This window comes from Bradyrhizobium sp. 62, from assembly GCF_023073035.1.
Taxonomy (GTDB): Bacteria; Pseudomonadota; Alphaproteobacteria; order Rhizobiales; family Xanthobacteraceae; genus Bradyrhizobium.
Map to the genome: position 1 here is coordinate 53406 of NZ_JADPIT010000004.1, position 26427 is coordinate 79832.

The following is a 26427-nucleotide window of genomic DNA, read 5'->3' on the forward strand; positions in this document are numbered from 1 at the left end:
CTCTTCAGCCGCGTTTCTGGCTCGGGAATGCCAACCTGCGTCAGCAATTCCAGCGTCCGCCTGCGCGCCTCGGCATTGCTGGTCGGATTGTGCAGCTGGATGATCTCGCCGATCTGCGCCTCGATCGTGTGGAGTGGGTTGAGCGAGGTCATCGGCTCCTGGAAGATGATCGAGATGTCGCTGCCGCGAATCTCCCGCATCTCCTGCTCCGACCGGTCGATCAGTTCCTGGCCCTTGAAGTGGATGCTGCCCGAAGGATGCGAGGCGTTCGGATAGGGCAACAGCTTGAGAATCGAGAGCGCGCTGACCGACTTGCCGGAGCCGGACTCGCCGACCAGCGCCAGGCACTCGCCGCGCCTGATCTGGAACGAGACCTTGTCGACCGCGAGCGTGGTGACGCCGCCCTGGTGGAAGGCCACCGAGAGGTCGCGCACGCTGAGCAAAGGCTGGTTGATCGCGTCCATTGGCTTACCTGAACGTCTTGCGCGGATCGAACGCGTCGCGCACGGCCTCGCCGATGAAAATCAAGAGCGACAGCATGATCGCGACCGAGAAGAAGCCGGAGAAACCGAGCCAGGGCGCCTGCACGTTGGACTTGCCCTGCGACAGCAGCTCGCCGAGCGACGGCGAGCCGGGCGGCAGTCCGAACCCCAGGAAGTCGAGCGCCGTCAGCGTCATCACCGAACTCGACACGATGAACGGCAGGAATGTCATGGTCGCGACCATCGCGTTCGGCAACAGATGCCGGAACATGATGACCTTGTTCGACACGCCGAGCGCCCGCGCCGCCTGGATGTACTCGAAATTGCGCCCGCGCAGGAATTCCGCGCGCACAAGCCCGACCAGCGATACCCAGGAAAACAACAGCAGGATGCCGAGAAGCACGAAGAAACCGGGCACCAGCACCGACGACAGGATCAGCAGCAGATAGAGCGAAGGGATCGCGGTCCATATCTCGATGAAGCGCTGGAACAACAGGTCGATCCAGCCGCCGAAATAGCCCTGCACCGCGCCGGCCGCGATGCCGACGACGGAGGAGACGATGGTCAGGCAGAGGCCGAACAGCACCGAGATGCGGAAGCCGTAGATCAGCCGTGCCACCACGTCGCGGCCCTGGTCGTCGGTGCCGAGCCAGTTGTATTCGAGATCGCGGCAGCTCTTGAGGCCCTTCTTCTCGACGACGGGCTTGCACTGCGCTTCCGTCAACATCCAGGTCGGCCGCGACGGCGCCGGCGTCGGCAGATCGAGATTGTGGGTGTCGTAGGAATAGCGGATCAGCGGCCAGACGATGCTGCCGCCCTTGTCCCTGATCAGCTTCTGCAAATAGGGATCGCGATAGTCGGCCGCCGTTTCGAAGTCGCCGCCGAAAGTCGTTTCCGAATAGGTGACGACGGACGGCCAATAGAGGTGGCCATCATATTTGATCAGGAACGGCCGATCATTGGCGATCAGCTCGGCGAATAGCGACACCACAAACAGGATCAGGAAGATCCAGAAGGACCAATAGCCGCGCCGGTTCGCCTTGAAATTCTGCCACCGGCGCCTGTTGAGCGGCGATGGCACGAACGGTTTGCGCGTGATCGGCACGGCACTGCCGAGCGGCGACTTCGCAGTGGTTTCGATCGGCGTGGTGGGGGCGGCCAGTGTCATCAGACCTCCCGCGCCTCGAAATCGATCCGCGGATCAATCCACATATAGGTCAGGTCAGAGATCAGGTTAATCACGAGGCCGACAAGCGAGAAGATGAAGAGCGTGCCGAACACCACGGGGTAGTCGCGGTTGAGAACGCTTTCGAAACTGAGTAGTCCCAGTCCGTCCAGCGAGAAGATGGTCTCGATCAGAAGCGAGCCCGAGAAGAAGGCGTGGATAAAGGTGCTGGGAAAGCCGGCGATGACGATCAGCATCGCGTTGCGGAAGACGTGACCGTAAAGCACCCGGTTCTCGCTGCAGCCCTTCGCGCGCGCGGTCATCACATACTGCTTGCGGATCTCGTCCAAAAACGAGTTCTTGGTCAGGAACGTCATGGTGGTGAACGCACCGAGCCCCATGGCGATCAGCGGCAGTGTCAAATGCCAGAAGTAGTCGATGATCTTCCAGTACCACGGAAACTGCGACCAACCGTCCGACGTCAGTCCGCGCAGCGGGAACCAGTTGAAGAACGAGCCGCCGGCAAACAGGATAATCAGGAGGATCGCGAACAGGAAGCCGGGTATGGCGTAGCCGAGCACGAGCACGCTCGACGTCCAGGTGTCGAAGCGCGTCCCGTCCCTGACCGCCTTGCGGATGCCGAGCGGAATCGAGATCAGGTAAGTCAGCAGCGTCAGCCAGATGCCGAGCGAGATCGAGACCGGCAACTTCTCCTTGACGAGCTGCAGGACGCTGACATCGCGAAAATAGCTCTTGCCGAAATCGAAGCGGGCGAAATTCCAGACCATCAGCGCGAAGCGCTCCGGGGCCGGCTTGTCGAAGCCGAACTGCACTTCCAGCTTCTTGATGAAATCGGGATCGAGGCCTTGCGCACCGCGATATTTCGAGTTGATGGCGTCGCCGCCGACCCCCAACTGCCCCGGGGCGCGCTGCGCAAAGTCGCTGCCGCCCGAGATGCGCGAGGTGCCGCCGGTGTCGGCCCCCGAGAGCTGCGCGATCACGCGCTCGACCGGGCCGCCCGGCGCGAACTGCACGACGATGAAGGAGACGAAGAGGATCCCGAGCAAGGTCGGGATCATCAGCAGGATGCGGCGGGCGATATAGGCGCTCATGGCTGTTTCGCCTGCTCGAGCTTGGCAGCCTTGCCGCCGTCGTGCCACCAAATATCGGGGGCGCCAACGCCGTTGGCATAACGCGGCGGCTTCTGCGAATGGCCGAATTGATCCCAATAAGCAAGCCGGTGCGTCTTGTTATACCATTGCGGCACCCAATAACGGCCGGCGCGAAACAGGCGATCGAAGGCGCGGCAGGCTATGGTCAAGTCCTCGCGGCTGTCGGCCGCCATGATCTTCTCGATCATGGCATCGATGGCCGGGCTGGCGACGCCCGCGAGATTGTACGAGCCCTTCGTTGCCGCGACCTGCGACGAGAAGAACGCGCGCATGGCGTCGCCCGGCGTTGCGGACATGCTGAAGCGTTGGATCGTCATATCGAAGTCGAAATCTTCCTGGCGCGCCTTATGTTGTACGGCATCGACGAGGCGCACGCTCGCTTCGATGCCGAGCGTCGCGAGATTCTTGATGTAGGGCCCATGGTGCGGCTGGAACGAAGCCTCGTCCAACAGGAATTCGATCCTGAAGACCTCGCCGTTCGGCAGCATCCGCTTGCCGTCCTTGATCGGCAAGCCGGCGTCGCTGAGCAGTTGCTGCGCCTTTCGCAACAGGCTGCGATCCTGCCCGGAGCCGTCGGAGACCGGCGGCGTGAACGATGCGGCGAACACCTCGTCGGGAACCTGGCCGCGAAACGGCTCCAGCAGCTTCAGCTCTTCCGGCGGCGGAGGCCCATCGCTCGCCATGAGGTCCGAGTTCTGAAATGGCGACACCGTGCGGGCATAAGCACCGTACATGATGGTCTTGTTGGTCCACTCGAAGTCGAAGGCGTCGATCAGTGCCTCACGCACGCGAGGATCCCTGAATTTTTCGCGCCGCGTGTTGATGAACCATCCTTGCGCGCCGGACGGCGTGTCGTCGGGCACGACCTCCATCTTGACGCGACCGTCCTTGACCGCGGGGAAGTCATAGCGGGTCGCCCAGATACGAGCAGTGAACTCTTCGCGGTAGAGATAGTTCTTGCCGGTGAAACCTTCAAAAGCGACATCGCGGTCGCGGTAGAATTCGTAGCGCACGACGTCAAAATTGTAGCTGCCGCGACAGGGGGGCAGATCGGCAGCCCACCAATCCTTGACGCGCTCGTATTCGATGTAGCGGTTGACCTCGAACTTGCCGACCTTGTACGGCCCCGAACCCAACGGGATCTCCAGAGACGTTTCGTCGAACGGACGGGAGGCATAGTAGGCTTTCGAGAAGATCGGCAGGCTCGCCACATAGAGCGGCACGTCACGCGCGCGTCCCTTGGCGAAGGTCACGACCAGCGTCACCTCGTCGATCGCTTCCGCGCTGACCATGTCGCGCATCTGCACGATGATGAGCGGATGGCCCTTGGCCTTCAGCGACGTCAGCGAAAACGCAGCGTCGTGCGCGGTGAGCTTGGTGCCGTCGTGGAATTTCGCCTCGGGCCGCATGGTGAAGCGATAAACCAGCCTGTCTGCCGATATATTTACCGACTTGGCGGCAAGCCCGTACATCCCGTCCGGTTCGTCATTGGCGCGCAGCATCAGCGGCGCAAAGGTCATGTCCATGCCCTGCGCGCCATCGCCTTTGAGGATGAAGGCATTGAGCGAGTTGAAGGTCTGATATGACTGGTTGTAGGCGCGCACCGACGGGATCAGCGAGAAAGTGCCGCCCTTGGGCGCGTCGACATTGACGTAGTCGAAGTGATGGAAATCGGCGGGATATTTGAGGTCGCCGAAGGCCGACATGCCGTGGGCCTCGGCAGGCATCTGGGACGCTGCCGCGCCCCGGAACCAGGAGGCGCCGAACGCGCCACCGGCACCCAAGGCCAGCACATGCCGGCGTGAAAGCTGCGCCATGCGGAGAATGTCCTTCACGACTTCTTTGCGATCCGCGCCGCCTTGTCCGCGTCGTACCACCAGATGAACGGAAAGCCGGACTGACCATATTTGGGCAATTCCGCTGGCCGGCCAAACCGATCCCAGCGCGCGGTGCGGACCTTCGTATAAGTCCACTGCGGCACGACGTAGTGATTCCACAGCAGCACGCGGTCGAGTGCTTTGGTTGCCGCGACGAGATCGTCGCGACCCTTGGCGTAGATCACCCGCTCGATCAGCTTGTCGACCGCCGGATTCTTGATGCCCGTAATGTTGCGTGAACCGGCGATGTCGGCCGTCTTTGAGGACCAGAATTCGCGCTGCTCGTTACCCGGCGACTGCGACTCGCCCCAGGAGTTGGTGACGATGTCGAAATCCCACTCGCGCGTCCTGTTCTCGTACTGAGTGGGATCCACCGTCCGCACGCTGACAGCAATGCCGAGCCGTTCCAGCGACGGCTTGTAGAACAGCGTGATCCGCTCGAAGCTTGGATCTGAGTTCAGCAGTTCCAGCGAGAACTGGGCGCCGGTCTTGATGTCGATCAGCTTGCGCTCGCGCACCTCGTAGCCGGCTTCCTTGAACAGGCGCAGCGCCTCGCGCAGATTGTCGCGAACGGCTTCCGGACTGCCGCTGACCGGGTTGGTGTAGGCCGTGGTGAAGACTTCGGGCGGGACCTCGGCGCGGACTGTCTCGAGGATCTCGAGCTCCTTGCCCTGCGGCAACCCGGTCGCCATCAGCTCATCAATGCCATCAAAATAACTGCTGATGCGCTTGTACTGGCCGTAGAAGATCTGCTTGTTCATCTCCTCGAAGTCGAAGGCGTAATTGAGCGCGCGTCGCACGCGCGGATCCTTAAATTTGGCGCGGCGCAGGTTCGGCACGAAGGCCTGCATGACGCCCGAGCTGCGATTGGCGAACTCCTCGAGGATCACGCGCTTTTCGGTGACGGCCGGGAAGTCGTAGGCTGTCGCCCAATTCTTTGCGCTGTTCTCGGTGCGCCAATCGACCTGATCGGCCTTGAAAGCCTCGATCGCCACGGTGGCGTCGCGGAAATACTCGTAGCGCAGCTCGTCGAAATTATTTCGGCCCACATTGGCGGCGAGATCGCGCCCCCAATAATCCTTGACGCGCTCCAGCGCGATCGACCGCCCGGCAACGAATTCCTTGACCCGGTAGGGGCCCGAACCCAGCGGCACTTCGAGCGTGGTGGCGGAGACATCGCGCTTGCGGCCCTGCGCGTCGGTGCCCTCCCACCAATGCTTCGGCAGGACCGTGAGTTGCCCGACGATCTGCGGCAATTCGCGGTTGCCCGGCGCGTCGAACACGAACTTTACCTCACGCTCGCCGACCTTCTCGGCTTTCACCACATGGCTGTAATAGGCCGAGTACTGCGGGTGGTGCTTCTTGAAGGAATCGAGCGAGAAGATCACGTCGTCCGCGGTAACCGGCTTGCCGTCGTGCCATTTGGCTTGCGGCCGCAAGCGGTAAGTCACGAAGGAGAAATCATCCGGATGGCTGACGGCCTCGGCCAGCGCGCCGTATTCGGTCGAGACTTCGTCGAGCGAGGCCGTCGTGAGGGATTCGTAGATGAATGCCACGGCACCGGCGACTTGCCCCTTCACACCGGAGACGACGATATTGAAATTGTCGAATGTGCCGACGGCGATCTGGCGCGCGACGCCGCCTTTTGGCGCTTCCGGATTGACGTAGTCGAAGCGCTTGAAGTCCGCAGGGTATTTGACTTGTCCGAACAGCGACAGCGCGTGCCGCCAAGTCGGCTCGCTGGCGGATTGCGCGTGTGCCACGCCGACGCCGGAAAGGCCCCCTACGGAACCAAGGGCGGGGAGCGTTGCGGCAGCGGTGCCAGTGAGCAGGAGATCGCGTCGGGTAAGGGGCAAATCAACATTCCTGTCTTGAAGGAGGCTACTCCTTTAAGGTCCCAATATAGGCGAGGTTTCGACGGAATATGTTGCTTTTTCCTCATCTTGGAAGCCCGGCTGGCCGATCGCTGCGGCCAAACGCCCCGATAACAACGCCGCGAGGCCCGGATAAGCAAACGGCCGGGCTTTGAGCCCGGCCGCGTACCAAGATCGAAATCGACAGGCCTTACTTCGCCGCGGTCGGCAGCGGCTTCGGGCTGTCGGAGAGACTGTTCAGGTAAGCGATCACGTCGGCGCGCTCGCTATCCTTCGGGATGCCGGCAAAGCCCATCGCGGTGCCCGGGACAGCCGCCTTGGGATTGGCGATGAACTTGTTGAGCGCATCGAAGTCCCAGGTGCCGCCCTTGGCCTTCATCGCAGCCGAGAAGTTGAAGCCGCCGCGGCCCTCGCCAACATGGTCGCCGACGACGCCGTAGAGGTTCGGACCGACACGGTTCGGGCCGCCCTTCTCGAAGGTGTGGCAGGCGCCGCACTTCTTGGCGGCGGAGGCGCCCTTCTCGACCGAGGCGGTCTGGAGCAGCTTTTCGATCGGTTCGGCGGCTGCGGGGGCAGCGCCGCCTTCCTTGCCGTGACCGGCGTCTTCCTTCACCGCGATCTCGAAGCCCGGCTTTTCCGGCATCTTGGGCGAGAACAGCGCACTCGCGGTGAAGCTCGTCACCAGCAGAAGGAGACAGGTGCCGAGCACGGCACCGAGAATCTTGTTCAGTTCGAAAGAGTCCATTGCCGGCCAGGCCCCACACCGCAAGAAGGATCGAGCGGCCCAATGCGGCCGCCAGGACGAGCCTCGGAGAATCAACGTTCCTTTATTGTTTCCCCGAGTTTTGCCATTGAGATATCGGTTTGCCCGGGGTCTGGCAACCCGTATAAGCGAGCGGGCTTCACGCCCGTCCCCACCCCATTTCTCGGCGCGGAAAACGCCCCGTTTCCAGGCCCTTGAACCATGATCGATCCCCGCATCCTGGTGCTGATTCCAGCCCGCATGGCCGCCACCCGCCTGCCCGGCAAGCCGCTCGCCGATATCGCGGGGCAGCCGATGATCGTGCACGTGATGCGCCGCGCCGAGGCCGCCGGGATCGGCCGGGTCGCGGTCGCAACCGACACCGCGGAGATCGCATCCGTCGTGACCGCCCATGGCGGCGAGGCCGTGATGACCCGCCCGGAGCACCCGTCCGGCTCCGACCGCATCCACGAGGCCATGCAGAAGCTCGATCCGGACGGCAAAGCCGAGATCGTGGTCAATCTCCAGGGCGATTTCCCGACCATCACGATCGACAACATCCGCGAGGTGCTGCCGCCGCTGCAAGACCCCGTCGTGGACATCGCAACGCTGGCTTCGCAGATCCACACCGAGGAGGAGGACCTCGCGCCCAGCGTCGTGAAGGCGATCGGGACCTCGCTCGGCGGCAGACGCATGCGTGCACTTTATTTCACCCGCGCAACCGCGCCGACCGGCGACGGGCCGCGTTACCACCATATCGGCCTCTACGCCTATCGCCGCGCCGCGCTGGAGCGCTACGTCCGGCTTCCGCCTTCGCCGCTGGAATTGCAGGAGAAGCTCGAGCAACTCCGGGCGCTCGAGGCCGGAATGCGCATCGACTTCACCATCGTCGATACCGTGCCCCGCGGGGTCGACACCCCGGCGGACCTGGAAACCGCCCGCAGCATCCTTTCCAAATCCTGAGCCGCTGTTACAAGGCCGAGCATGAGCAAGCTGAAAATCGCATTCCAGGGCGAGCCTGGGGCCAATTCCCACATCGCCATCGTCGAGGCCTATCCCGACGCCGAGCCGATGCCCTGCGCCACCTTCGAGGACGCCTTGTCGGCGATCTCGTCGGGCGAAGCCGATCTCGGCATGATCCCGATCGAGAATTCGGTCGCAGGCCGCGTCGCCGACATCCATCATTTGCTGCCGGCCTCCGGTCTCTTCATCATCGGCGAATGGTTTCTGCCGGTCCGGCATCAGCTGATGGCGGTGAAGGGGACCAGGCTTGAGGACATCAAGAGTGTCGAGAGCCACGTGCACGCGCTCGGCCAATGCCGGCGCATCATTCGCAAGCTTGGCATCAAGCCAATCGTGCACGCCGATACCGCCGGCAGCGCCCGCGACATTTCCGAGCGCAACGACAAGACCGTCGCCGCGATCGCCTCGCGCTTGGCCGCAAAGATTTACGGCCTCGACATTTTGGCCGAGGACATCGAGGACGAGGCCCACAACACCACGCGCTTCGTGGTGCTCGCGCGCGAACCGAAATGGGCCGCACAGGGCTCCGGTCCGCTGGTCACGACTTTTGTGTTCCGGGTGCGCAATTTGCCGGCCGCGCTCTACAAGGCGCTCGGTGGCTTTGCCACCAACGGCGTCAACATGACCAAGCTCGAGAGCTACATGGTCGACGGCAATTTCTTCGCCACCCAGTTTTACGCCGACGTCGACGGCCACCCTGATGACAAGGGCCTCGCTTTCGCGATCGAGGAGCTGAAATTCTTCTCGCGCGAATTCCGCATCGTCGGCGTGTATCCAGGCCACCCGTTCCGCGCGACGATGGAATAGTCTCGTGTCCCGGACGCGCGAAGCGCGAGCCGGAGCACGAGAGCCTTATCCGACCGATTTAAGCCCGAACGCCTCCGCCAGCAGCGAATACGATTTCTTTCGCGCTTCGTGATCATAGACGGCGGTGATCACCATCAACTCGTCCGGCTTGCTCGCGTCGATCAGCGGCTGCAGCGTCTTCCGCACGGTTGCAGGGCTGCCGACGAACAGGCGCGAGCGGTTGCGCTGGATCGAGGTGCGCTCCGAGTCGGTATAAGGATAGGCCAGCGCCTCTTCGACGCTCGGCAACGGAAGATACTGGCCGCGGTCGCGGCGCAGGCGGTTGAGGTCGAAAGATGCGGCGAGCTTTTCGGCTTCGTCATCCGTGTCGGCTGTGATGACGGCGACCGCGAGGATCGCGCGCGGGCTCGAACTCCAGGCCGAGGGCTGAAAACGATTGCGATAATGCACCATCGCATCGATCGCATCGTGGGACGCAAAATGATGGGCGAATGCGAAGCCCATGCCGACCTGCGCGGCGAGCTCGGACGAATAATCGCTGGAGCCGAGCAGCCAGATCGGCGGCAACGGCGTATCGTCGGGCATCGCGACAACGTTGTGGTAGGGATGGCCCGAGGGGAATTCCCGGGTCTGCCACAGGATCAATTCGTGCAGCCGCTCGAGGAAATCGTCGCCTTCGCGGCGATCGAGCCGACTGCGCAACGCATAGGCTGTGGCACCGTCAGTGCCGGGGGCGCGGCCGAGGCCGAGATCGATGCGACCCGGAAACAGCGCCTCCAGCATCTTGAAGCGCTCGGCCACGACCAGCGGCGCGTGATTGGGCAGCATCACGCCACCGGAACCGACGCGGATGTGCTTCGTCACCGCCGCGATCTGCCCGATCATCACGTCGGGCGCCGGGCTCGCGACGGAGGCGAGGTTGTGATGCTCGGCGAGCCAGTAGCGGACATAGCCGAGCCCGTCGGCATGGCGAGCCAGGTCGATGCTGTTGCGCAGTGCCGCGGCCGGCTTTGTGCCTGTTGTGACGACGGAGAGGTCGAGGACTGAGAGCGGGATCATGGCGCGCTAACGTAATGGAGAGCGGCGCAGCGGCAATGGGCAGGGCGCGCAGGTCTGACGTGCAGGCCGCGGGCTCGCGCGCCGGACCGCACCGCGAAGTTGGGACAAGATCGATCTGAAAACAACTCCTTCACATTGCCCACGCCAGAACTTTGCGTCAAATGGCAACGGATTCTGGCTATATGCCTGATTTATTTATCATTATAGCTGAATGCATTTAGCCCACTTCGACTTCAAACGACATCTCATTTGCTACGATAATAACAAAAGTGGGCCATTTCCCATCTGCGATGGGCTGTCGTGCGCGGCCGCTTTGGCTTATCTTGACCTCTCCCAATCTAGACCTGACCGCGGCCCGCCCACGACCCGGCGCGCCCTTGGAGTGAGTGGTGCCCATGACTGACGCGACGATGCCTGCCCACACCGACGGGCAAGACGGGTACCTGAAGCGGCCTGCGATTTCCTTCGAGTTCTTTCCGCCCAAGACGGAAGATATGGAGCGCAATCTCTGGGACACCATCAACCGGCTGGCCCCGCTCGACCCGAAATTCGTCTCGGTCACCTATGGCGCCGGCGGCTCGACCCGTGAGCGCACCCACGCGACCATCTCGCGTATCCTGAAAGAAACCGCGCTGCTGCCGGCCGCGCATCTGACCTGCGTCGGTGCCACGCGCGGCGAGATCGACGAGATCGTCGATCGCTATCACGAGGTCGGCGTCCGCCACATCGTGGCCTTGCGCGGCGATCCCGCGGGCGGCATCGGCACGGCCTATTCCAGCCATCCCGACGGCTACCAGAGCTCCGCCGACCTCGTCGCCGGCATCAAGAAGCGGCACGGCGATATCGAGGTATCGGTCTCGGCGTACCCTGAGAAGCACCCGGAGGCGCGCGATTTCGACGATGATATCGACACGCTGCAGGCCAAGGTCGATGCGGGTGCGACCCGCGCGATCACGCAGGTGTTCTTCGATAACGACCTCTATTTCCGCTATCTCGACCGCGTGCAGGCGCGCGGGATCAACATCCCGATCGTGCCAGGCATCATGCCCATGCATAATTTCAAGCAGGCTCGCAATTTCGTCACCCGCAACGGCACCTCCGTGCCGGACTGGATCGCCGCGAAGTTCGAGGGCCTCGATGAAGACGCCGAGACCCGCAAGCTGGTGGCGGCCACCGTCGCCGCCGGCCAGGTGCAGAAGCTGGCGAAGCACGGCGTCGACACCTTCCATTTCTACACCATGAACCGCGCCGATCTCGTGTTCGCGATCAGCCATTTGCTCGGCATCCGCGCCAAGAGCGCGCAGAAGGCGGCTTAAGACAGCATGACCGTATCCACCTCTCCCAAGCGAACCGCCCTGCTCAACGCCGCGCGCGAGCGCATTCTCGTGCTCGATGGCGCCATGGGCACGATGATCCAGAACCTCCAGTTCGACGAAGCCGCCTTCCGCGGCGAGCGCTTCAAGACCTTCCATCGCGATTTGCGCGGGAACAACGATCTCCTGATCCTGACCCAGCCGCAGGCGATCGAGGACATCCACGCCGCCTATTTGCGTGCCGGTGCCGACATCGTCGCCACCAACACCTTCTCCACGACCTCGATCGCGCAGGCCGATTACGATCTCGCCGACATCATCTACGAGATGGCGCGCGAAGGCGCCCGCCTCGCCGGCAACGCCGCACGCCGCGTCGAGGCCGAGGACGGCAAGCCGCGCTTCGTCGCCGGTGCCATCGGACCGACCAACCGCACCGCCTCGATCTCGCCCGACGTTTCCAATCCCGGCTATCGCGCCGTCACGTTCGACGATTTGCGCAAATCTTATGGCGAGCAGATCAACGGCATGCTCGACGGCGGCGTCGATCTGCTGCTGGTCGAGACCATCTTCGACACGCTGAACGCCAAGGCGGCGCTCTACGCGATCGCCGAGATCACCGAGGAGCGCGGCATCGACATGCCGGTGATGGTGTCGGGCACCATCACCGACAAGTCCGGCCGCCTGTTGTCCGGCCAGTTGCCGGAAGCGTTCTGGCATTCGGTGCAGCACGCCAAGCCCGTTACCATCGGCTTCAACTGCGCGCTCGGCGCGGAAGATCTGCGCGCGCATATCGCCGATATCGGCCGCGTCGCCGACACGCTTGTTTGTGCCTATCCCAATGCCGGCCTGCCCAACGAGTTCGGCCAGTATGACGAGACCCCGGAATACATGGCCCGCCTGGTCGGCGAGTTCGCGCGTGATGGCCTCGTCAACATCGTCGGCGGCTGCTGCGGCACCACGCCGGACCATATCGCTGCGATTGCGGCTGCGGTCGCGCCGCACAAGCCGCGCATCGTGCCGGAGATCGAACCTCGCTTGCGGCTCTCCGGCCTCGAGCCGTTCATCTTGACCGACGCCATTCCCTTCGTGAACGTCGGCGAGCGCACCAACGTCACCGGCTCGGCCCGCTTCCGCAAGCTGGTCACCGCCGGCGACTACACCGCCGCGCTGCAGGTGGCGCGCGACCAGGTCGAGAACGGCGCGCAGATCATCGACGTCAACATGGACGAGGGCCTTCTGGACTCGGAAGCCGCGATGGTGACCTTCCTCAACCTCGTCGCCGCCGAGCCCGACATCGCCCGCGTCCCCGTGATGGTCGACAGCTCGAAATTCTCGGTGATCGAGGCCGGCCTGAAATGCGTGCAGGGCAAGCCGGTCGTCAACTCGATCTCGATGAAGGAAGGCGAGGACAAGTTCATTCACGAGGCGAAGGTCGCCCGCCGTCATGGCGCGGCCGTCGTGGTGATGGCGTTCGACGAGGTCGGCCAGGCCGATACGTTCGCCCGCAAGACCGAGATCTGCAAGCGCGCCTACGACATCCTCGTGAACCGCGTCGGCTTCCCGCCGGAAGACATCATCTTCGATCCGAATATTTTCGCGATCGCAACCGGCATCGAGGAACACAACAATTACGGCGTCGACTTCATCGAGGCGACGCGCTGGATTCGCAAGAATCTGCCGGGCGCGCACATTTCAGGTGGTGTGTCCAATTTGTCGTTCTCGTTCCGCGGCAACGAGCCGGTGCGCGAGGCGATGCATTCGGTGTTCCTGTATCACGCCATCAAGGCCGGCATGGACATGGGCATCGTCAATGCCGGGCAGATGATCGTCTATGACGACATCGATCCCGAATTGCGCCAGGTGTGCGAGGACGTCATCCTCAACCGCGACCCGGGTGCGTCCGAGCGCCTGCTGGCGCTCGCGGAAAGATTCCGCGGCAACAAGACCCAGACCAAGGAAGCCGATCTCGCCTGGCGCGAATGGCCGGTGGCGAAGCGGCTGTCGCATTCGCTGGTCCACGGGATCACCGAGTTCATCGAGCAGGATACCGAGGAGGCCCGCAAGGCCTCGAAGCGCCCGCTCGACGTGATCGAGGGTCCGCTGATGGCGGGCATGAACGTGGTCGGCGATCTCTTCGGCGACGGCAAGATGTTCCTGCCGCAGGTGGTGAAGTCGGCCCGCGTGATGAAGCAGGCTGTCGCCTGGCTGATGCCGTTCATGGAAGAAGAGAAGGCACGCAATCTCGCCAACGGCATCGGTACGGAAGGCTCCTCGTCCGCCGGCAAGATCGTGCTCGCGACCGTCAAGGGCGACGTCCACGATATCGGCAAGAACATCGTCGGCATCGTGCTCCAGTGCAACAATTACGAGGTCATCGACCTCGGCGTGATGGTGCCCGCGGCCAAGATCGTCGAGACGGTGAAGGCGGAGAAGGCCGACATCGTCGGGCTGTCCGGCCTGATCACGCCCTCGCTCGACGAGATGGCGTTCTTCGCCGCAGAATTGCAGCGCGAAGGCCTCAAGCTGCCGCTCTTGATCGGCGGCGCCACCACGAGCCGCGTGCATACGGCGGTGAAGATCGACCCGAGCTATCGCGCCGGCCCCGTGGTGCATGTCAACGACGCCAGCCGCGCGGTTGGTGTTGCGTCTGCTCTGCTGTCGCCCGAGAGGCGCGAGGCCTATGCCGCCGAAGTCCGCGCTGAATACGCAAAAATCTCGGACGCGCATATGCGCGCCCAGGCCGACAAGAAGCGGCTGAAGCTGGCGACCGCCCGCGCCAACCGCGTGCCGGTCGACTTTGCCGCGAACAAGCCGGTGAAGCCGACCTTCCTCGGCACCAGGAGCTTCGACGACTACGATCTCGCCGAGCTGGTGCCCTATATCGACTGGACGCCGTTCTTCCAGACCTGGGAGCTCGCCGGGCGCTTCCCCGCCATCCTCGACGATGCCAAGGTCGGCGAGGTCGCGCGCTCGCTCTACGACGATGCGCGCAAGATGCTCGACCTGATCGTCAAGGAGAAATGGTTCCGCGCGCGCGCCACCGTCGGCTTCTGGCCGGCCAATGCGCAGGGCGACGACATCGTGCTCTATGCCGACGAGAGCCGAACCAGGACGATCGCGACGCTGCACACGCTGCGCCAGCAGCTCGAGAAGCGCGAGGGCCGTTTCAACGCGGCGCTGTCCGACTTCGTCGCGCCCGCCATCACCGGCGTGCCCGATTATGTCGGCGGCTTCGTCGTCACCGCCGGCATCGGCGAGGATGTGGTCGCCGACCGCTTCAAGATGGCCAATGACGACTACTCGTCGATCCTGTGCAAGGCGCTGGCCGATCGCCTCGCCGAAGCCTTCGCGGAGCGCATGCATGCCCGCGTCCGCCGCGAGTTCTGGGCCTATGCGCCGGACGAGACGCTCTCGACCGACGAGTTGATCCTCGAAAAGTACCAGGGCATCCGTCCCGCTCCCGGCTATCCCGCGCAGCCGGATCACACCGAGAAGGCCACGCTGTTCGAGCTGCTCGACGCCGAAAACACCGCCGGCGTGAAGCTGACCGAGAGCTTTGCAATGTGGCCGGGCTCCTCCGTGTCGGGGCTCTATCTCGCCAATCCCGAGAGCTACTATTTCGGCGTCGGCAAGATCGAGCGCGATCAGGTCGAGGATTATGCTGCGCGCAAGGGCATGAGCGTCGCCGAGACCGAGCGCTGGCTCGCGCCGATCCTGAACTACATCCCGGCGCGAGAGGGCACGGCCGACAAGGCGGCATTCGCGGCAACACCGGCCAACGACGAAACGTCGAAGGAGCTTGCCTCGCATCCGCCGGGCTGCACCTGCGCGGTGCACCTGGTCTGGCAGAAGAAGCGCGCGGGCGCGGGCTAGGCGCCCTCCAAACAAAAAACGAGAAATCAACCCCATGCACAGTAGGCATGGGGTTGAAAAAGCTCGACAAATTTCGTCCTTCCCGAAATGGCTTGCGGCGTCGGGCAAAACACCTGTATGAATGCATGATCGCCGACCGCGCCCGTTTGATACTCGCTGCCTCGTCCGCCGCGATCATGAGCGCGCGCCACACGTTCGGTGTCGAACGTTCGGTGTCGTCATGGCGGAAGCCAGGACTCATGCCGAGTGACCCATCGGTGACGATCGCGGGCACTATCGAACGACGAATCTTCGCCAAATGACCAACTGGGGTGATGGGTCCTGGCTTTCCCAGAACAATATCGGTGAGGCAAATGCTCAGCCTGTACCGGAACGACGCAGCACATCGAACAGCTGCGGATGCGCCCTCGCAAGAATCGGCCGCTTGTGAACTCGTTCACTTGTCCGCTCAACCTTGGTTCGCTACTGTCTCGGCCTACTACCTTTAACCGACGATTTGCTTGGGATCGAACATATGAAGCAGTTCATTGCACCGTTCGTCGCCGCGATCGCTCTCGTCGTGCTACCCACGATTGCCGCGGCGGACTGTCCGAAAGGCTATGTGCCATGCGGCGAGAAAAATCAGTTGTGCTGCCCGGGAAAGTAACAAGCCGCAAATGGCTTTGGCTTGGTAGCGGAGTTTTTGTCGCGATAGCCCTCGTGATGGTCTCGGTCTACGCGGGATTCCCGCGCAAGAAGCAGACCATCACGGCCATCCTCTCCGAGACCGGATATTTCGAGGTGGTGCCGCCAAGCACGTTCGGCGGCCCCGGCACGATCAACACGATCGAGTATCTGAGCAATGGCCGGGTGGAGCTGCATCCGACTTGCGAGGTCGATCCGACGCTGCTCACCGGCAAGATTCAAAAATCGCGGACCGTCGACCGCGACCTGAAGCAGTCGCTCGAGAAAAAGCTCGACGTGTCGGCCCAGGTCAGGGACAAGCTATCGGCCGTCGCCGGAATGCAGCAGGTCGAGACCGTCAACCTTAAGCTCGAGAACGCCAACATTCTGCTGATATCCGACGAGTCGCTGATCTCGGCCCGCAACGCCTTGCTGAAAGCCGAGTGTGAAGACGCGGTCACCCAGAACGTTTCGAGCGGCGGCGTCGTGTGCCAGACGCGGTCCGTGCTGGAGGCCGACGTCGTCTACGAGATCAAATATCACAACACTATTTCGATGGAGGAGCGGGCCAAACTGACATCCGAGATCGCGACGAAGCTCGATCTTGACGTCCATGAGGGGGCGAACGACAAGGTCTCCGGCTCTCAATTGTTTTTCGGCATCAGACTGTCGCCAAATCCGATCGTGATGCACTCTGCTTCGGGCGAGATCAAGCCCTGCACGAGGAGATAGGATCGGCGCCGCACCCCTGACGTGAACGCAACGCGCGTTCGCCGCGACCAATGGCGGTCGCCGCCGAAGCGCAGGGGAATCGGATGCTGAACGCCCAACAATTGATGTGGACCCAGATTGCCGCCGGCATCGCCGTGCTGCTGTTTGGATTGACGCTGTTCAATCTCGTCCGCATGCGAGGCCGGATGGTGGCTGCGCGGAGCTGGGACAAGGTGGAGGGCATCATCACGGTTTCCCAGGTCGACCAGCCAACGGCGCACACCTCGGACGATCGGAACGACGCCAAGCCCATCATCCGCTATCGCTATCAGGCCGGCGGCCAGGAGCTGGAAGGCGACAAGGTCTTTGTTGGCGGCACCGTCATCACGACGAGGGTCCTGGCCGCAAAACTGACCGGACGTTATCCGGTCGGCGCCCATGTCGACGTCCATGTCGATCCGAAGCAACCGACCGAGGCGCTGCTGGAGCCTGCCGCCGCGCAGAATGTCGCGGCGCTGGTGGCGTTCACGATGGTGTTCGGCGTCATCGCCGCCACGTTGACCGCGCATTCGTTGGCAGGCCACGTGCTCTACGCCGACAAGGGCGTTCCGCTGTTCGCGTTCGCGGTGCCGATCATCGTGCTGGTGGGCGGGATGTTCCTCGCCGCCGATTATGTCCGGACGCGCCGGCTGGCGAGCGCCAGCCTGCGCTGGCCGACCGCTGCCGGCAGGGTCACCCATTGCGAGGTGATCGAGGAAATCGTCGAGGAGAAGACCGAGCACGACAATCGACCGACGACTTCAAAGCTCGTCCACCGCTATCAGGTCGACCTGCGCTACGCCTACAGGGTCGGCAATCGCGATTTCATCGGCACCGAAGTCGATTGGAACGGCACCATGATCTCCGGGCTGCGCGAGGTCGCCGCAGAGGCCGCGGCGAAATATCGCCCCGGGAAGAGCGTCCAGGTCTATTACGATCCGGACCAGCCCGGACAAGCCGTGCTGGAGCCTGCAAGCCGTGCAGGCGCGCTGGGGCCGCTGATCGGCGCCGCGGTTTGCGCGGTCGTCGGCGGCCTGTTCCTGACAATCCTGATCAAGGTCGGGTTCGCATAGCGGCGCTTCTCCCTTCGCCTCTCCCCGTAAGCGGGAGGGATTGAAAGAGCCTCACCCCTTCGGCGGTGACAGTGGCTGCACGATCTCCTGGAACGGCACCAGCGCCTCGCACGCGTCGGCATGCGCCGACAACGCCGGATAGCGCGAGGTCTCGAACAGAAGCGGGTGCGCCTCGCGGGTGAAGCGCACGACGCAGGCCACCGCGATGTCGGCATGGCCGATGCGGTCGCCCAGCCAGTATGGCGTGGTCACCTTGGCGCGCTCGGCCTCCAGCGCTTTCAGTACGTCCGCGATCTGCGCTTCGCAACGCTGCACCCACAGCGCAAGCTGCTCCTTCCGCAACACGCGCTCGTAGAGCAGGCTGACCGCCTTGTCGCCGAGACCGGAGGCGAGCGCGCAGATGCGCAAATGATGCCGGCGCTCGGCGCCGGAGCGCGGCAGCATCGCCTTCTCCGGCTCTACCAATTCGTCGAGATAATCGAGGATGACCGTGCTCTCGATCAGCGCCTCGCCGTCGTCGAGCACCAGCGTCGGCACGCGGCGCAGCGGATTATAGGGCGCGATCTTGTCGGCGTCGCCGAAGGTCGACCACGGCCTGTGCTCGAAGGCGAGGCCGTACAGCCGCAGCGCAATCGCGACGCGGCGGACAAAGGGGGAATCGTATTGGCCGATCAGGAACATGGTTTGGTGCCTTTCGTCATTGCCGGACTTGACCCGGCAATCCATCTCTCCTCAGATTAGAAAGCGATGGATGCCCGGATCAAGTCCGGGCATGACAGAGCTGGGCGCAGGAGCATGCATGATGCAACGACTTGCAACGGTCGCACTTGGACTCTCCCTGCTGGCCGCGAGCCTCGTCCGCGCGCAGGACCGTCCGACCGGCTTCCAGACGCCGTCGAAAAACATCGCCTGCCAGTTCTTCATCGACAACGGTCAAAGGAATGACCAAGGCGTACTCCGCTGCGACATCATGAACCTGGAGACGCGGCCGCGCCGTCCGGCGGATTGCGAGCTGGAATGGGGCAACGCCTTCGAGATGAGCGCGAAAGGAGCCGCAGGCCGCATCTGCGCCGGAGACACCATCATGGACCCGTCACTGCCCGTGCTCGCCTATGGCGAGGTGTGGCAGCGCGCTGGGTTCACGTGTCGGTCGGAGCCGACGGGGCTGACGTGCTTCAACGCGATGCAGCGGGGGTTTTCGCTGGCACGGGTGAAGCAGGAGGTGTTTTGATCATGTAGCCCCCATGGAGCGCAGCCGAATGCGGGGATACCGCCCCGGATTGCGCTGCGCTCCATCCGCTACGCTTCTGAGGCTGGATTGCTACGTCGCAAGGGCTCCTCGCAACGACGGTGGGGGGACAGCTGCGCACTATTCGATGATCGGCACATACCTCGCCGCCGTCCGCGGCACCGTTCCATCGAGGCGCGGGTCGTCGGCGATCTCGACCTGGCGGCGGAACGGGCGAAATCCTGACCGCTGGTAGAACGAAACGGCGGACGGATGGTCGAAGGTGCAGGTGTGCACCCAAACGCGGGACAGGTCGCGTGACCATGCGAGCTCAAGCGCGCGGTTCATCATAAAGCGGGCGGCACCGGTGCCGATCAGTTTTGCGGTGACGCCGAAATACACGAGCTCGCATTGGCCGGCCTCGCGAAAGTCCAGCTCCAGCAGGCCTTCATCGTTGCCGTCCACGACAAGCGCATAGACCTCGACGCCCGGTGCATGGATGATTGCGGCGAGCTCGGCGTCGTTCATGCGCGCCCGCGAAAACCACAACCACTCCTCGCCGACGCGGCGATGGAGATCGCGATACCAATGAAGCGCGGGGGTATCGACCTTGCGCAGGGTCCATGCGCCAAGGGGATCGCCATGCAGCGGCGGACGCGCGGTCATCTCGAGATGCGTGACGACGGCAGCGATCTTGCCGGCGGGAATGTCGGAATAGCCGTCGGGGAGGATCATGGGATGCGTCCCTTTGAAGCTGAACGCCGGCCACACATTCGGGGTCGTCCTGGCTTTCGCCAGGACGACGGCGGAGTTTGTGGATACGCCTCACTCACCGCGGCGTCAGGGTGATCGCTTCCGCCGTCGCCGCCTCGACCGCAGCGCGGCTGTAGAGCAGGGGCACATACCGGCCGGTCGCCCACAGCGGCGCGAGGTCGCGATAATGGCCGCTGAAGGGATCGCCCGACTGGCCCGGCGTGTTGATGGTGCGGCTCGCATCCCAATTGCCGACGTCGAGCACCATGCGGAACGAGGCGCCGGCGAACAGCTGATAATCGGTGCGGCGGTAGGTGGCCGCGCGCGGCACATTGGCGGCGCCGCCGTAGGCCAGCGGACCGACCGAGAGCTGAGCGGCCGTCGCCTTGTCGGCAAGCGGCATCAGCGCGTGGTCGAATTTCGCGACGTGCAGGCGGCCCCAGCGCCAGGCTGATGAATCGGACCCGAGCCTGGCTGTGACATCGGCCACCGCGGCGCCCAGGCTGTCGCGCAGGATCTGGTCGCGCGCGGCGGCGGGATCGGAGCCAAACGACGCATCCGGAGATTCCAGGAAGGCGACAAGCGCCGAAATGCTAGACGCTTCGGGCGCGATCAGGTCGGCGGCCTTGGGCGCCGTGGTCTTCAACAGCACCGGTCCAAGATGATTGGCGATCCAGACCTCGAACACCGCGGCAGCGGCGCTGTCGGCGGCATCACGCGCGTCCCACGGCTTGAGCAGTTCGAGGCCCTTCTTCACGTTGGCATCGTCCGAAGTGAGCGGCTGCAGCAGCTTGACGAGCCGCCGCCCCAGCATCGTGGTGTCGTCGTTCTGCAAATCCATGGCATCGGCCAGCGTCACCTTGCTGTTGGCCTGCAGCACCTCGGTGATGCGCTTCCAGCGCGCACTGTCCGCCCATTCGAAGCCGACCTTGCGGTCGCTGACGGGATAATCCGCCGGCAGGTTCATCTGGTTGGCGGTGGCGAGAAAGCCCTGCTTGGGCTGATAGGCGTTGGGCAGTTCGTCGAGCGAGAGAAACCCCTGCCATTCGTAGCGGCCGTCGCCCGGCACCGGCATCAGGCCATCATAATTGGCGCGCCGCGGCGTCTTGCCGGCGGCAACCCAGCCAATATTGCCCTTGGTGTCTGCATAGACCTGGTTTTCCGACGGCGCGCCCCAGCGCCGCATGGCCCCGAGGAATCCGTTCCAATCCTTCGCGGTCATGTAGTCGGAGGAGCCGAAATAGGCCGAGGTGCCGGGCTCGAACCAGATCGAGCGGACGGCAAAGGCGCGCTTGTTGGCGTCGTCGACATAGATCACCGGACCATGCCGGGTGAATTTCAGCTCGAGGTCGCGATCGCCTTCGCCTTTCACCTGCTCCTTCTCGTGGACAATGCGCATGTCCTCCCAGCCGCTGCCATAGCGGTACTGGTTGGGATTCTGCGGATTGAGCTCGTAGACGTAGAGGTCTTCCTGGTCGACGTTGAAGATGGTGAGGCCGAAGGCGATGGTGCCATTGTGGCCGATCGAGATGCCGGGCAGCGCCGGCTCGCCCGCGCCGATCACGGAAAGGCCGGGCGCATTGAGGCCGACGACGTAACGCAGCGAAGGCACGCTGTGCTCGCGATGCGGATCGTTGGCGAGGATCGGACGTCCCGTCGCGGTCCGCGACGCCGCGATCACCCAATTGTTGGAGCCGATGGTGTCGCGTTGCTGGTCGGCCTCGGTGAGGTACTTGTCCGGATCGTGCGCGAGTGCGGCCTGGCGGTCTTTCGGCGCGGCAAACGCGACCGGGCGCGTCGCGAGATCGTAAGGCGCCAGCACGGCCTTCGGCACGCTGCAGGGATCGAGACCATCTGGAATTTTCGTCGTCCATGCCGGCTCGAGCTTGACGCGAAACCGATCGGCATCGAGGCCGGCTGCGCAAGCGACCAACGAGCGCTTGACCTCGGAGGCGACATTGCGCGTCAGGCCGTGGCTGCGGATGCGGACGATGTCGTCCGCCGTCCACGGATCCGGCATGGTGCCGGCGATCCTGAACTCGATCGGTAACGGGCGCTTGCCCGCGCGCACATCGGCGACATAGGCGTTGACCCCGGCGACGAACGCCTCGGCATAAGTCTTCGCCTTGGGGCCGTAAGCCGCCCATTCCGCATTCATGTCGCCGCGATAAAGAAAGAGCCGTAGCGCCTTGTCCTGTTCGGCATAGGCCGCGCCGAAATCCTTGGCCAGCAGACCGAGTCCGCGCTTGCGCCAGAGATCGATCTGCCAGAGCCGATCGCGGGCGGCGTTGAAGCCTTGCAGGAAAAACAGGTCGTGCTCATTGGCGGCATAGATGTGGGGGATGCCCCAGACATCGACCAGAATCTGCGCGGGGGCATTGAGACCGGCGACGTCGGTCTTGACCTGACGCGCGCTTCCGAGCGGGTCCGGCTTCTCACGCGCGATAGCGGTCGAGGTGAGCAGCGCGGCGCAGATCGCTGCGCCAAAAAGCTTCTGGATGACCCGGTTGAAATCCGTGTTCATTGTTGGTGCTCCCTTTGTTGCTGCTTCTTGTAGCCTGGATGGAGCGCAGCGTAATCCGGGAATCGTGCCATGGAGAACCCCGGATTTCGCTGCGCTCCAATCCGGGCTACGAGATTCTCCTAACCGTCGCCCTCGTCGCTCGCGAGCACGCCTTTCACTGCCCTCGCCCAGCCCGCCAGCTTCCGCTCCCTTGTCGCCTGGCTCATGTTGGGCTTGAAGCGGTGCTCGAGGCGCCAGTTGTCGGCGAACTTGGTCGGCTCGGGATAGACGCCCGCCTGCAGGCCCGCGAGATAGGCAGCGCCGAGTGCCGTCGTCTCCTGGATCACGGGGCGATCAACGGGCGCGTCGAGCAGGTCGGCGAGGCGCTGCATGGTCCAGTCGGACGCGGTCATGCCGCCGTCGACGCGGAGCACGACGCTTGCGGTTTCCGAGCTCGGCCAGTCGGCGCGCATGGCGGCCCAGAGATCAAACGTCTGGTAGCAGACGCTTTCGAGCGCGGCGTGGGCAAGCTCGGCCGGGCCGGTGTTGCGGGTGAGGCCGAACAGCGCGCCGCGCACGCGCGGATTCCAGTACGGCGCGCCCATGCCGACGAAGGCCGGCACCAGATAGACGCTCTGCATGGAGTCGGACTGATCGGCGAGCGGTCCGGTCTCGGCGGCGTGCTTGATGATGCCGAGGCCGTCTCGCAGCCACTGTACCGCGCTGCCCGCGACGAAGATCGAGCCTTCCAGCGCGTAGGTGCGTTTGCCACCGAGCTGGTAGGCGATGGTGGTGAGCAGCTTGTTCTTCGAGGCCACGGGCGTCGTGCCGGTGTTGAGCAGGGCGAAGCAGCCGGTGCCGTAGGTGGACTTCATCATGCCCGGGCGGAAGCAGGCCTGGCCGATGGTCGCGGCCTGCTGGTCGCCGGCGATGCCGGAGATCGCAATCGCGCCGCCGAACAGGTCCGGCGTGCTCTCGCCGAAACGGGCGGAGGAATCCTTCACCTCGGGCAGCATCGAGCGCGGCACGCCGATGATCTCGAGCAGTTCGTCGTCCCACTGGCCGGTGTGGATGTTGAACAGCAGCGTGCGCGAGGCGTTGGTGGCATCGGTGGCGTGCACCTTGCCGCCGGTGAGGCGCCACAGCAGATAGCAATCGACGGTGCCGAACATCAATTCGCCGCGCGCGGCGCGCGCCCGCGCGCCGGGGACGTGGTCGAGAATCCAGGCGACCTTGGTGCCGGAGAAATAGGGATCAATGATCAGGCCGGTCTTCTGCGAGATCACGGGCTCGCGGCCGTCGGCTTTCAGTCTCGCGCAGATGTCGGCGGTGCGGCGGTCCTGCCAGACGATGGCGCGGTGCACGGCCTGCCCGGTGGCGCGGTCCCACACCACGGTGGTCTCGCGCTGGTTGGTGATCCCGATCGCGGCGATGTCCTTTGCGCTGATGCCGGCCTGCGCGATCGCGTCGCGGCAGACCGTCACGGTCGAGGTCCAGATGTCCTCGGGCTCGTGCTCGACCCAGCCCGAGGCGGGGAAATGCTGCGGAAACTCGGCCTGCGCCTTCGCCGCAATGGAAATGTCGCCGCGAAACACGATCGCGCGCGAGGAGGTGGTGCCCTGGTCGATGGCAAGGACGAAAGACATGGAAGCACCCTTGGGGTTTGCTGGTCGTTTTCTTGGCGTTGTCCCGGGAGGGATCATTGTGTCGCGCCAAAGGGAGCGGATTAGGGCGGGAAGGTCAAGAAGGGCTCAGCTGTCGTCCCGGCGAAGGCCGGGACCCTACCCCGTGATCTATCGATTGCGCACGATGCCGATCCAGCACGACCAGACTTCGTCAAACCACTCCCTGTGGTTACAGGTCCCGGCCTTCGCCGGGACGACGAGCTGAGAGTCCTACGGCGCAGCCGTGGTCACGCCGCCGTCGATGACGATGGTCTGTCCGGTCATGAAGCTCGACGCGTCGGAGGCGAGGTAGGCCACCGCGCCTGCGATTTCATCGGGTTCCCCGATGCGGCGCAGCGGCGTGGTGGCGGTGCGGCGTTTTAGATTGGCTTCGTCTTCCCACAGCGCGCGGGCGAAATCGGTTTTCACGAGGCCGGGCGCGATGCAATTGACGCGGACGCCTTTCGGACCCCATTCGCCGGCGAGCGAACGACATAGCGCGAAGTCGGCGGCCTTGGAGATGCCGTAGGCGCCGATCACGGTCGAACCGCGCAGGCCGCCGATCGAGGAGATGATGACGACGGAGCCGCCTCCACGTTCGGCCATCTGCGGAATCGCCAGCGCGGAGAGCCAGATGTTGCTCTTGACGTTGCTGCCCATGATCTTGTCGAAGGCCTCGTCGGTGATGTCGAGCAGCGGGCCGTAATACGGGTTGACCGCGGCATTGCAGACGAGGATGTCGATCTTGCCGTAGTGCTTGGTCGCACCCGCGATCAGCGCCTCGACCTCTTGCTTGCGCGCGATATTGCAGGGGATGACGGTGGCGTCACCACCGGCCGCCTTGATGCCGTCGGCGACCTCCTGGCACGCGTCGGCCTTGCGCGAGGAGACGACCACTTTGGCGCCGAGCTTTGCCAGCAACTCCGCGGATGAGCGGCCGATGCCGCGGCTGGAGCCGGTGACCACGGCGACTTTGCCGGTGAGATCGAACGGGGTGTTTTTCATTGTTGTTGGCTCCGTTGATTCCGTTGACTGCGTCATTGCGAGCGCAGCGAAGCAATCCAGCTATTTCCGCGGCACGGATTCTGGATTGCATCTTTCGGCGGAGAAAGTCTGGATTGCTTCGTCGCAAGAGCTCCCTCGCAATGACGTAGAGGCGCTTAGATCAACCCGCCACCGTCCGCCACGCGGCGCTGGTGGTAGTCGGTGTCGCCAAAGCTGTTCTCGATCATGGTCAGGCGCTTGAAGTAGTGGCCGATCTTCGCCTCCATGGTCATGCCGATGCCGCCGTGGAGCTGGATCGCCTGCTGTCCGACGAACTTCAGCGACTTGCCGATCTGCACCTTGGCCGCGGCGACGGCGTTGCTGCGCTCCTCGGCGTCCTCGAAATCAGCAGCCATGGTCGCGAACATCGACATCGATCGCGCCTGCTCGGCGGCGACGAACATGTCGGAGGCGCGGTGCTGGAGGCTCTGGAACGAACCGATCGCGACACCGAACTGCTTGCGCGTCTTGATGTACTCGACTGTTGTCTTCAGAGACTCGTCCATCAGGCCGACCGCTTCGGCGCAGAGCGCGATGCGGGCTTCGTCGACCACACGCTCGATCAGCGCGAGCGAATCGTCGGGATTGCCGAGCACGGCATCGGCACCGATCTCGACGCCGGTGAAGGTGATGTCGGCGGCGTGCAGACCGTCCTGGGTCGGGTACGACTTCTTGGCGACGCCCTTGGCGTTGGCCGGCACCAGGAACACGCAGATGCCGCCCTTGTCGCGGCGCTCGCCCCTGGTGCGCGCGGTCACGATCAGGGTATCTGCGTTCTCGCCGTTGAGCACGACGAACTTCTCGCCGTCGATGACCCAACCCTCGCCTTTCTTCTTCGCCGTCGTGGAGACGTCGAAGAGATCGTAGCGCGAGTTCTTCTCGAGCTGGGCAAAGGCGAGCGTCTTGCTGCCGTCGACGATGCCGGGCACATGCGCGGCCTTTTGCGCATCGCTGCCCGCATGGCGCAGGAAGCCGCCGCCGATCACGACGGTTGCGAGATAAGGCTCGAGCACCAGCGCCTTGCCGAGCGCTTCCATCACGATCATGGTCTCGACGCCGCCGCCGCCGAAGCCGCCATCGGCCTCCGCGAAGGGCAGACCGAGCAGGCCCTGCTCGGCGAGCTTGCCCCAGACGGTCCGGCTCCAGCCGCCCTTCTCCTTCATGTACTTCTTGCGGCTCTCGAAATCGTAGGAATCGGTCAAGAGGCCGTCGATGCTTTCCTTGAGAAGCCGCTGCTCCTCGTTCAGATCAAAATCCATATTCTTTGCTCTCCGGTATCGATGTCGTCATGCCCAGTTTTGTGCCGGGCATCCACGTTCTTTCGTGGCGCTAGGCGTGGATGGCCGGGTCAAGCCCGGCCAT

Annotated in this window: 22 protein-coding genes; 9 read left to right on the forward strand and 13 right to left on the reverse strand. The window is 63.8% G+C overall.

From position 1 onward, the window contains the following. From IVB47_RS02815 to IVB47_RS02840, 6 genes are all read right to left on the reverse strand, one after another. The coding region (locus tag IVB47_RS02815) for an ATP-binding cassette domain-containing protein (RefSeq protein WP_247459696.1) at positions 1 to 464 on the reverse strand (464 nt) is incomplete at its 3' end. Positions 465 to 468: 4 nt separating this feature from the next. After that, positions 469 to 1650 carry an ABC transporter permease gene (locus IVB47_RS02820; RefSeq protein ID WP_247406252.1) on the reverse strand — a complete coding sequence of 394 codons (1182 nt, stop codon included), beginning with the start codon at positions 1648 to 1650 and terminating at the stop codon, positions 469 to 471. Continuing rightward, positions 1650 to 2759 carry a microcin C ABC transporter permease YejB gene (locus IVB47_RS02825; protein ID WP_247459697.1) on the reverse strand — a complete coding sequence of 370 codons (1110 nt, stop codon included), beginning with the start codon at positions 2757 to 2759 and terminating at the stop codon, positions 1650 to 1652. The genes IVB47_RS02820 and IVB47_RS02825 overlap by 1 nt, the downstream gene beginning before the upstream one ends. Then, on the reverse strand, positions 2756 to 4636 hold the full coding sequence (locus IVB47_RS02830) for an extracellular solute-binding protein (RefSeq protein ID WP_247459699.1): 1881 nt from the start codon (positions 4634 to 4636) through the stop codon (positions 2756 to 2758). The genes IVB47_RS02825 and IVB47_RS02830 overlap by 4 nt, the downstream gene beginning before the upstream one ends. A gap of 14 nt (positions 4637 to 4650) precedes the next feature. Further along, a complete protein-coding gene (locus tag IVB47_RS02835) occupies positions 4651 to 6552 on the reverse strand; it encodes an extracellular solute-binding protein (protein WP_247459701.1) in 1902 nt (633 codons plus the stop codon). Positions 6553 to 6760: 208 nt separating this feature from the next. Next, positions 6761 to 7315 (reverse strand): cytochrome c family protein, encoded by a 555-nt coding sequence (locus IVB47_RS02840; RefSeq protein ID WP_027570186.1) that lies wholly within the window; start codon positions 7313 to 7315, stop codon positions 6761 to 6763. A gap of 219 nt (positions 7316 to 7534) precedes the next feature. Between IVB47_RS02840 and IVB47_RS02845 the strand changes: the two genes are divergently transcribed. Together IVB47_RS02845 and IVB47_RS02850 are read left to right on the forward strand one after the other, a co-directional pair. Beyond that, positions 7535 to 8275, forward strand: a complete 741-nt coding sequence (locus IVB47_RS02845) for a 3-deoxy-manno-octulosonate cytidylyltransferase (RefSeq protein ID WP_247406244.1) — start codon at positions 7535 to 7537, stop codon at positions 8273 to 8275. Between the two features lie 21 nt (positions 8276 to 8296). After that, positions 8297 to 9142 carry a prephenate dehydratase gene (locus IVB47_RS02850; protein ID WP_247406242.1) on the forward strand — a complete coding sequence of 282 codons (846 nt, stop codon included), beginning with the start codon at positions 8297 to 8299 and terminating at the stop codon, positions 9140 to 9142. 45 nt (positions 9143 to 9187) lie between these two features. Here the strand turns inward: IVB47_RS02850 and IVB47_RS02855 are convergent, their stop codons facing one another. Next, positions 9188 to 10201, reverse strand: coding sequence for an LLM class flavin-dependent oxidoreductase (locus IVB47_RS02855; RefSeq protein WP_247459703.1), 1014 nt, complete (start codon positions 10199 to 10201; stop codon positions 9188 to 9190). Positions 10202 to 10596: 395 nt separating this feature from the next. On the opposite strand from IVB47_RS02855, the gene metF reads away from it, so the two are divergent. From metF to IVB47_RS02880, 6 genes are all read left to right on the forward strand, one after another. After that, complete coding sequence (gene metF / locus IVB47_RS02860; protein ID WP_247459704.1) at positions 10597 to 11517, forward strand: methylenetetrahydrofolate reductase [NAD(P)H]; 921 nt, start codon at positions 10597 to 10599, stop codon at positions 11515 to 11517. A 6-nt stretch (positions 11518 to 11523) separates the two neighbouring features. Further along, positions 11524 to 15387, forward strand: a complete 3864-nt coding sequence (gene metH, locus IVB47_RS02865) for a methionine synthase (RefSeq protein WP_247459706.1) — start codon at positions 11524 to 11526, stop codon at positions 15385 to 15387. Positions 15388 to 15440: 53 nt separating this feature from the next. Further along, a complete protein-coding gene (locus IVB47_RS02870) occupies positions 15441 to 15689 on the forward strand; it encodes a hypothetical protein (RefSeq protein WP_247459708.1) in 249 nt (82 codons plus the stop codon). A gap of 212 nt (positions 15690 to 15901) precedes the next feature. Further along, positions 15902 to 16033, forward strand: coding sequence for a hypothetical protein (locus tag IVB47_RS35395; protein ID WP_256379063.1), 132 nt, complete (start codon positions 15902 to 15904; stop codon positions 16031 to 16033). A gap of 56 nt (positions 16034 to 16089) precedes the next feature. Then, a complete protein-coding gene (locus IVB47_RS02875; RefSeq protein ID WP_245287899.1) occupies positions 16090 to 16782 on the forward strand; it encodes a hypothetical protein in 693 nt (230 codons plus the stop codon). A gap of 83 nt (positions 16783 to 16865) precedes the next feature. Further along, on the forward strand, positions 16866 to 17873 hold the full coding sequence (locus tag IVB47_RS02880) for a DUF3592 domain-containing protein (RefSeq protein ID WP_247459709.1): 1008 nt from the start codon (positions 16866 to 16868) through the stop codon (positions 17871 to 17873). Positions 17874 to 17924: 51 nt separating this feature from the next. On the opposite strand, the gene IVB47_RS02885 is transcribed toward IVB47_RS02880, so the two are convergent. Beyond that, the gene (locus tag IVB47_RS02885; RefSeq protein WP_247459711.1) at positions 17925 to 18554 is read right to left on the reverse strand and encodes a glutathione S-transferase family protein; all 630 of its coding nucleotides are present in this window, start codon (positions 18552 to 18554) and stop codon (positions 17925 to 17927) included. A gap of 91 nt (positions 18555 to 18645) precedes the next feature. Between IVB47_RS02885 and IVB47_RS02890 the strand changes: the two genes are divergently transcribed. Next, positions 18646 to 19104: a DUF6636 domain-containing protein gene (locus tag IVB47_RS02890; protein ID WP_247459713.1), complete on the forward strand. Its 459-nt coding sequence runs from the start codon at positions 18646 to 18648 to the stop codon at positions 19102 to 19104. 138 nt (positions 19105 to 19242) lie between these two features. Here the strand turns inward: IVB47_RS02890 and IVB47_RS02895 are convergent, their stop codons facing one another. The 5 genes from IVB47_RS02895 to pimD form a co-directional block, all read right to left on the reverse strand. After that, positions 19243 to 19836: a GNAT family N-acetyltransferase gene (locus IVB47_RS02895; protein WP_247459714.1), complete on the reverse strand. Its 594-nt coding sequence runs from the start codon at positions 19834 to 19836 to the stop codon at positions 19243 to 19245. Between the two features lie 94 nt (positions 19837 to 19930). Beyond that, positions 19931 to 22378, reverse strand: a complete 2448-nt coding sequence (locus tag IVB47_RS02900) for a penicillin acylase family protein (RefSeq protein ID WP_247459716.1) — start codon at positions 22376 to 22378, stop codon at positions 19931 to 19933. Between the two features lie 119 nt (positions 22379 to 22497). Beyond that, on the reverse strand, positions 22498 to 24003 hold the full coding sequence (gene glpK / locus IVB47_RS02905; protein WP_247459718.1) for a glycerol kinase GlpK: 1506 nt from the start codon (positions 24001 to 24003) through the stop codon (positions 22498 to 22500). 249 nt (positions 24004 to 24252) lie between these two features. Next, a complete protein-coding gene (locus IVB47_RS02910) occupies positions 24253 to 25026 on the reverse strand; it encodes a glucose 1-dehydrogenase (RefSeq protein ID WP_247459719.1) in 774 nt (257 codons plus the stop codon). Between the two features lie 155 nt (positions 25027 to 25181). Continuing rightward, complete coding sequence (gene pimD / locus IVB47_RS02915; RefSeq protein ID WP_247459721.1) at positions 25182 to 26324, reverse strand: pimeloyl-CoA dehydrogenase small subunit; 1143 nt, start codon at positions 26322 to 26324, stop codon at positions 25182 to 25184. Positions 26325 to 26427 lie beyond the last annotated feature (103 nt).

Bases quoted from the DNA above. Each gene is read 5' to 3' on its own strand.
- IVB47_RS02900 (WP_247459716.1), bottom strand. From the start codon at position 22,378: ATGAACACGGATTTCAACCGGGTCATCCAGAAGCTTTTTGGCGCAGCG.
- IVB47_RS02890 (WP_247459713.1), top strand. From the start codon at position 18,646: ATGACAGAGCTGGGCGCAGGAGCATGCATGATGCAACGACTTGCAACG.
- IVB47_RS02895 (WP_247459714.1), bottom strand. From the start codon at position 19,836: ATGATCCTCCCCGACGGCTATTCCGACATTCCCGCCGGCAAGATCGCT.
- metH (WP_247459706.1), top strand. From the start codon at position 11,524: ATGACCGTATCCACCTCTCCCAAGCGAACCGCCCTGCTCAACGCCGCG.
- IVB47_RS02885 (WP_247459711.1), bottom strand. From the start codon at position 18,554: ATGTTCCTGATCGGCCAATACGATTCCCCCTTTGTCCGCCGCGTCGCG.
- IVB47_RS02855 (WP_247459703.1), bottom strand. From the start codon at position 10,201: ATGATCCCGCTCTCAGTCCTCGACCTCTCCGTCGTCACAACAGGCACA.
- metF (WP_247459704.1), top strand. From the start codon at position 10,597: ATGACTGACGCGACGATGCCTGCCCACACCGACGGGCAAGACGGGTAC.
- IVB47_RS02820 (WP_247406252.1), bottom strand. From the start codon at position 1,650: ATGACACTGGCCGCCCCCACCACGCCGATCGAAACCACTGCGAAGTCG.
- glpK (WP_247459718.1), bottom strand. From the start codon at position 24,003: ATGTCTTTCGTCCTTGCCATCGACCAGGGCACCACCTCCTCGCGCGCG.
- IVB47_RS02840 (WP_027570186.1), bottom strand. From the start codon at position 7,315: ATGGACTCTTTCGAACTGAACAAGATTCTCGGTGCCGTGCTCGGCACC.
- IVB47_RS35395 (WP_256379063.1), top strand. From the start codon at position 15,902: ATGAAGCAGTTCATTGCACCGTTCGTCGCCGCGATCGCTCTCGTCGTG.
- IVB47_RS02825 (WP_247459697.1), bottom strand. From the start codon at position 2,759: ATGAGCGCCTATATCGCCCGCCGCATCCTGCTGATGATCCCGACCTTG.
- IVB47_RS02910 (WP_247459719.1), bottom strand. From the start codon at position 25,026: ATGAAAAACACCCCGTTCGATCTCACCGGCAAAGTCGCCGTGGTCACC.
- IVB47_RS02850 (WP_247406242.1), top strand. From the start codon at position 8,297: ATGAGCAAGCTGAAAATCGCATTCCAGGGCGAGCCTGGGGCCAATTCC.
- IVB47_RS02880 (WP_247459709.1), top strand. From the start codon at position 16,866: ATGCTGAACGCCCAACAATTGATGTGGACCCAGATTGCCGCCGGCATC.
- pimD (WP_247459721.1), bottom strand. From the start codon at position 26,324: ATGGATTTTGATCTGAACGAGGAGCAGCGGCTTCTCAAGGAAAGCATC.
- IVB47_RS02830 (WP_247459699.1), bottom strand. From the start codon at position 4,636: ATGGCGCAGCTTTCACGCCGGCATGTGCTGGCCTTGGGTGCCGGTGGC.
- IVB47_RS02845 (WP_247406244.1), top strand. From the start codon at position 7,535: ATGATCGATCCCCGCATCCTGGTGCTGATTCCAGCCCGCATGGCCGCC.
- IVB47_RS02875 (WP_245287899.1), top strand. From the start codon at position 16,090: ATGGTCTCGGTCTACGCGGGATTCCCGCGCAAGAAGCAGACCATCACG.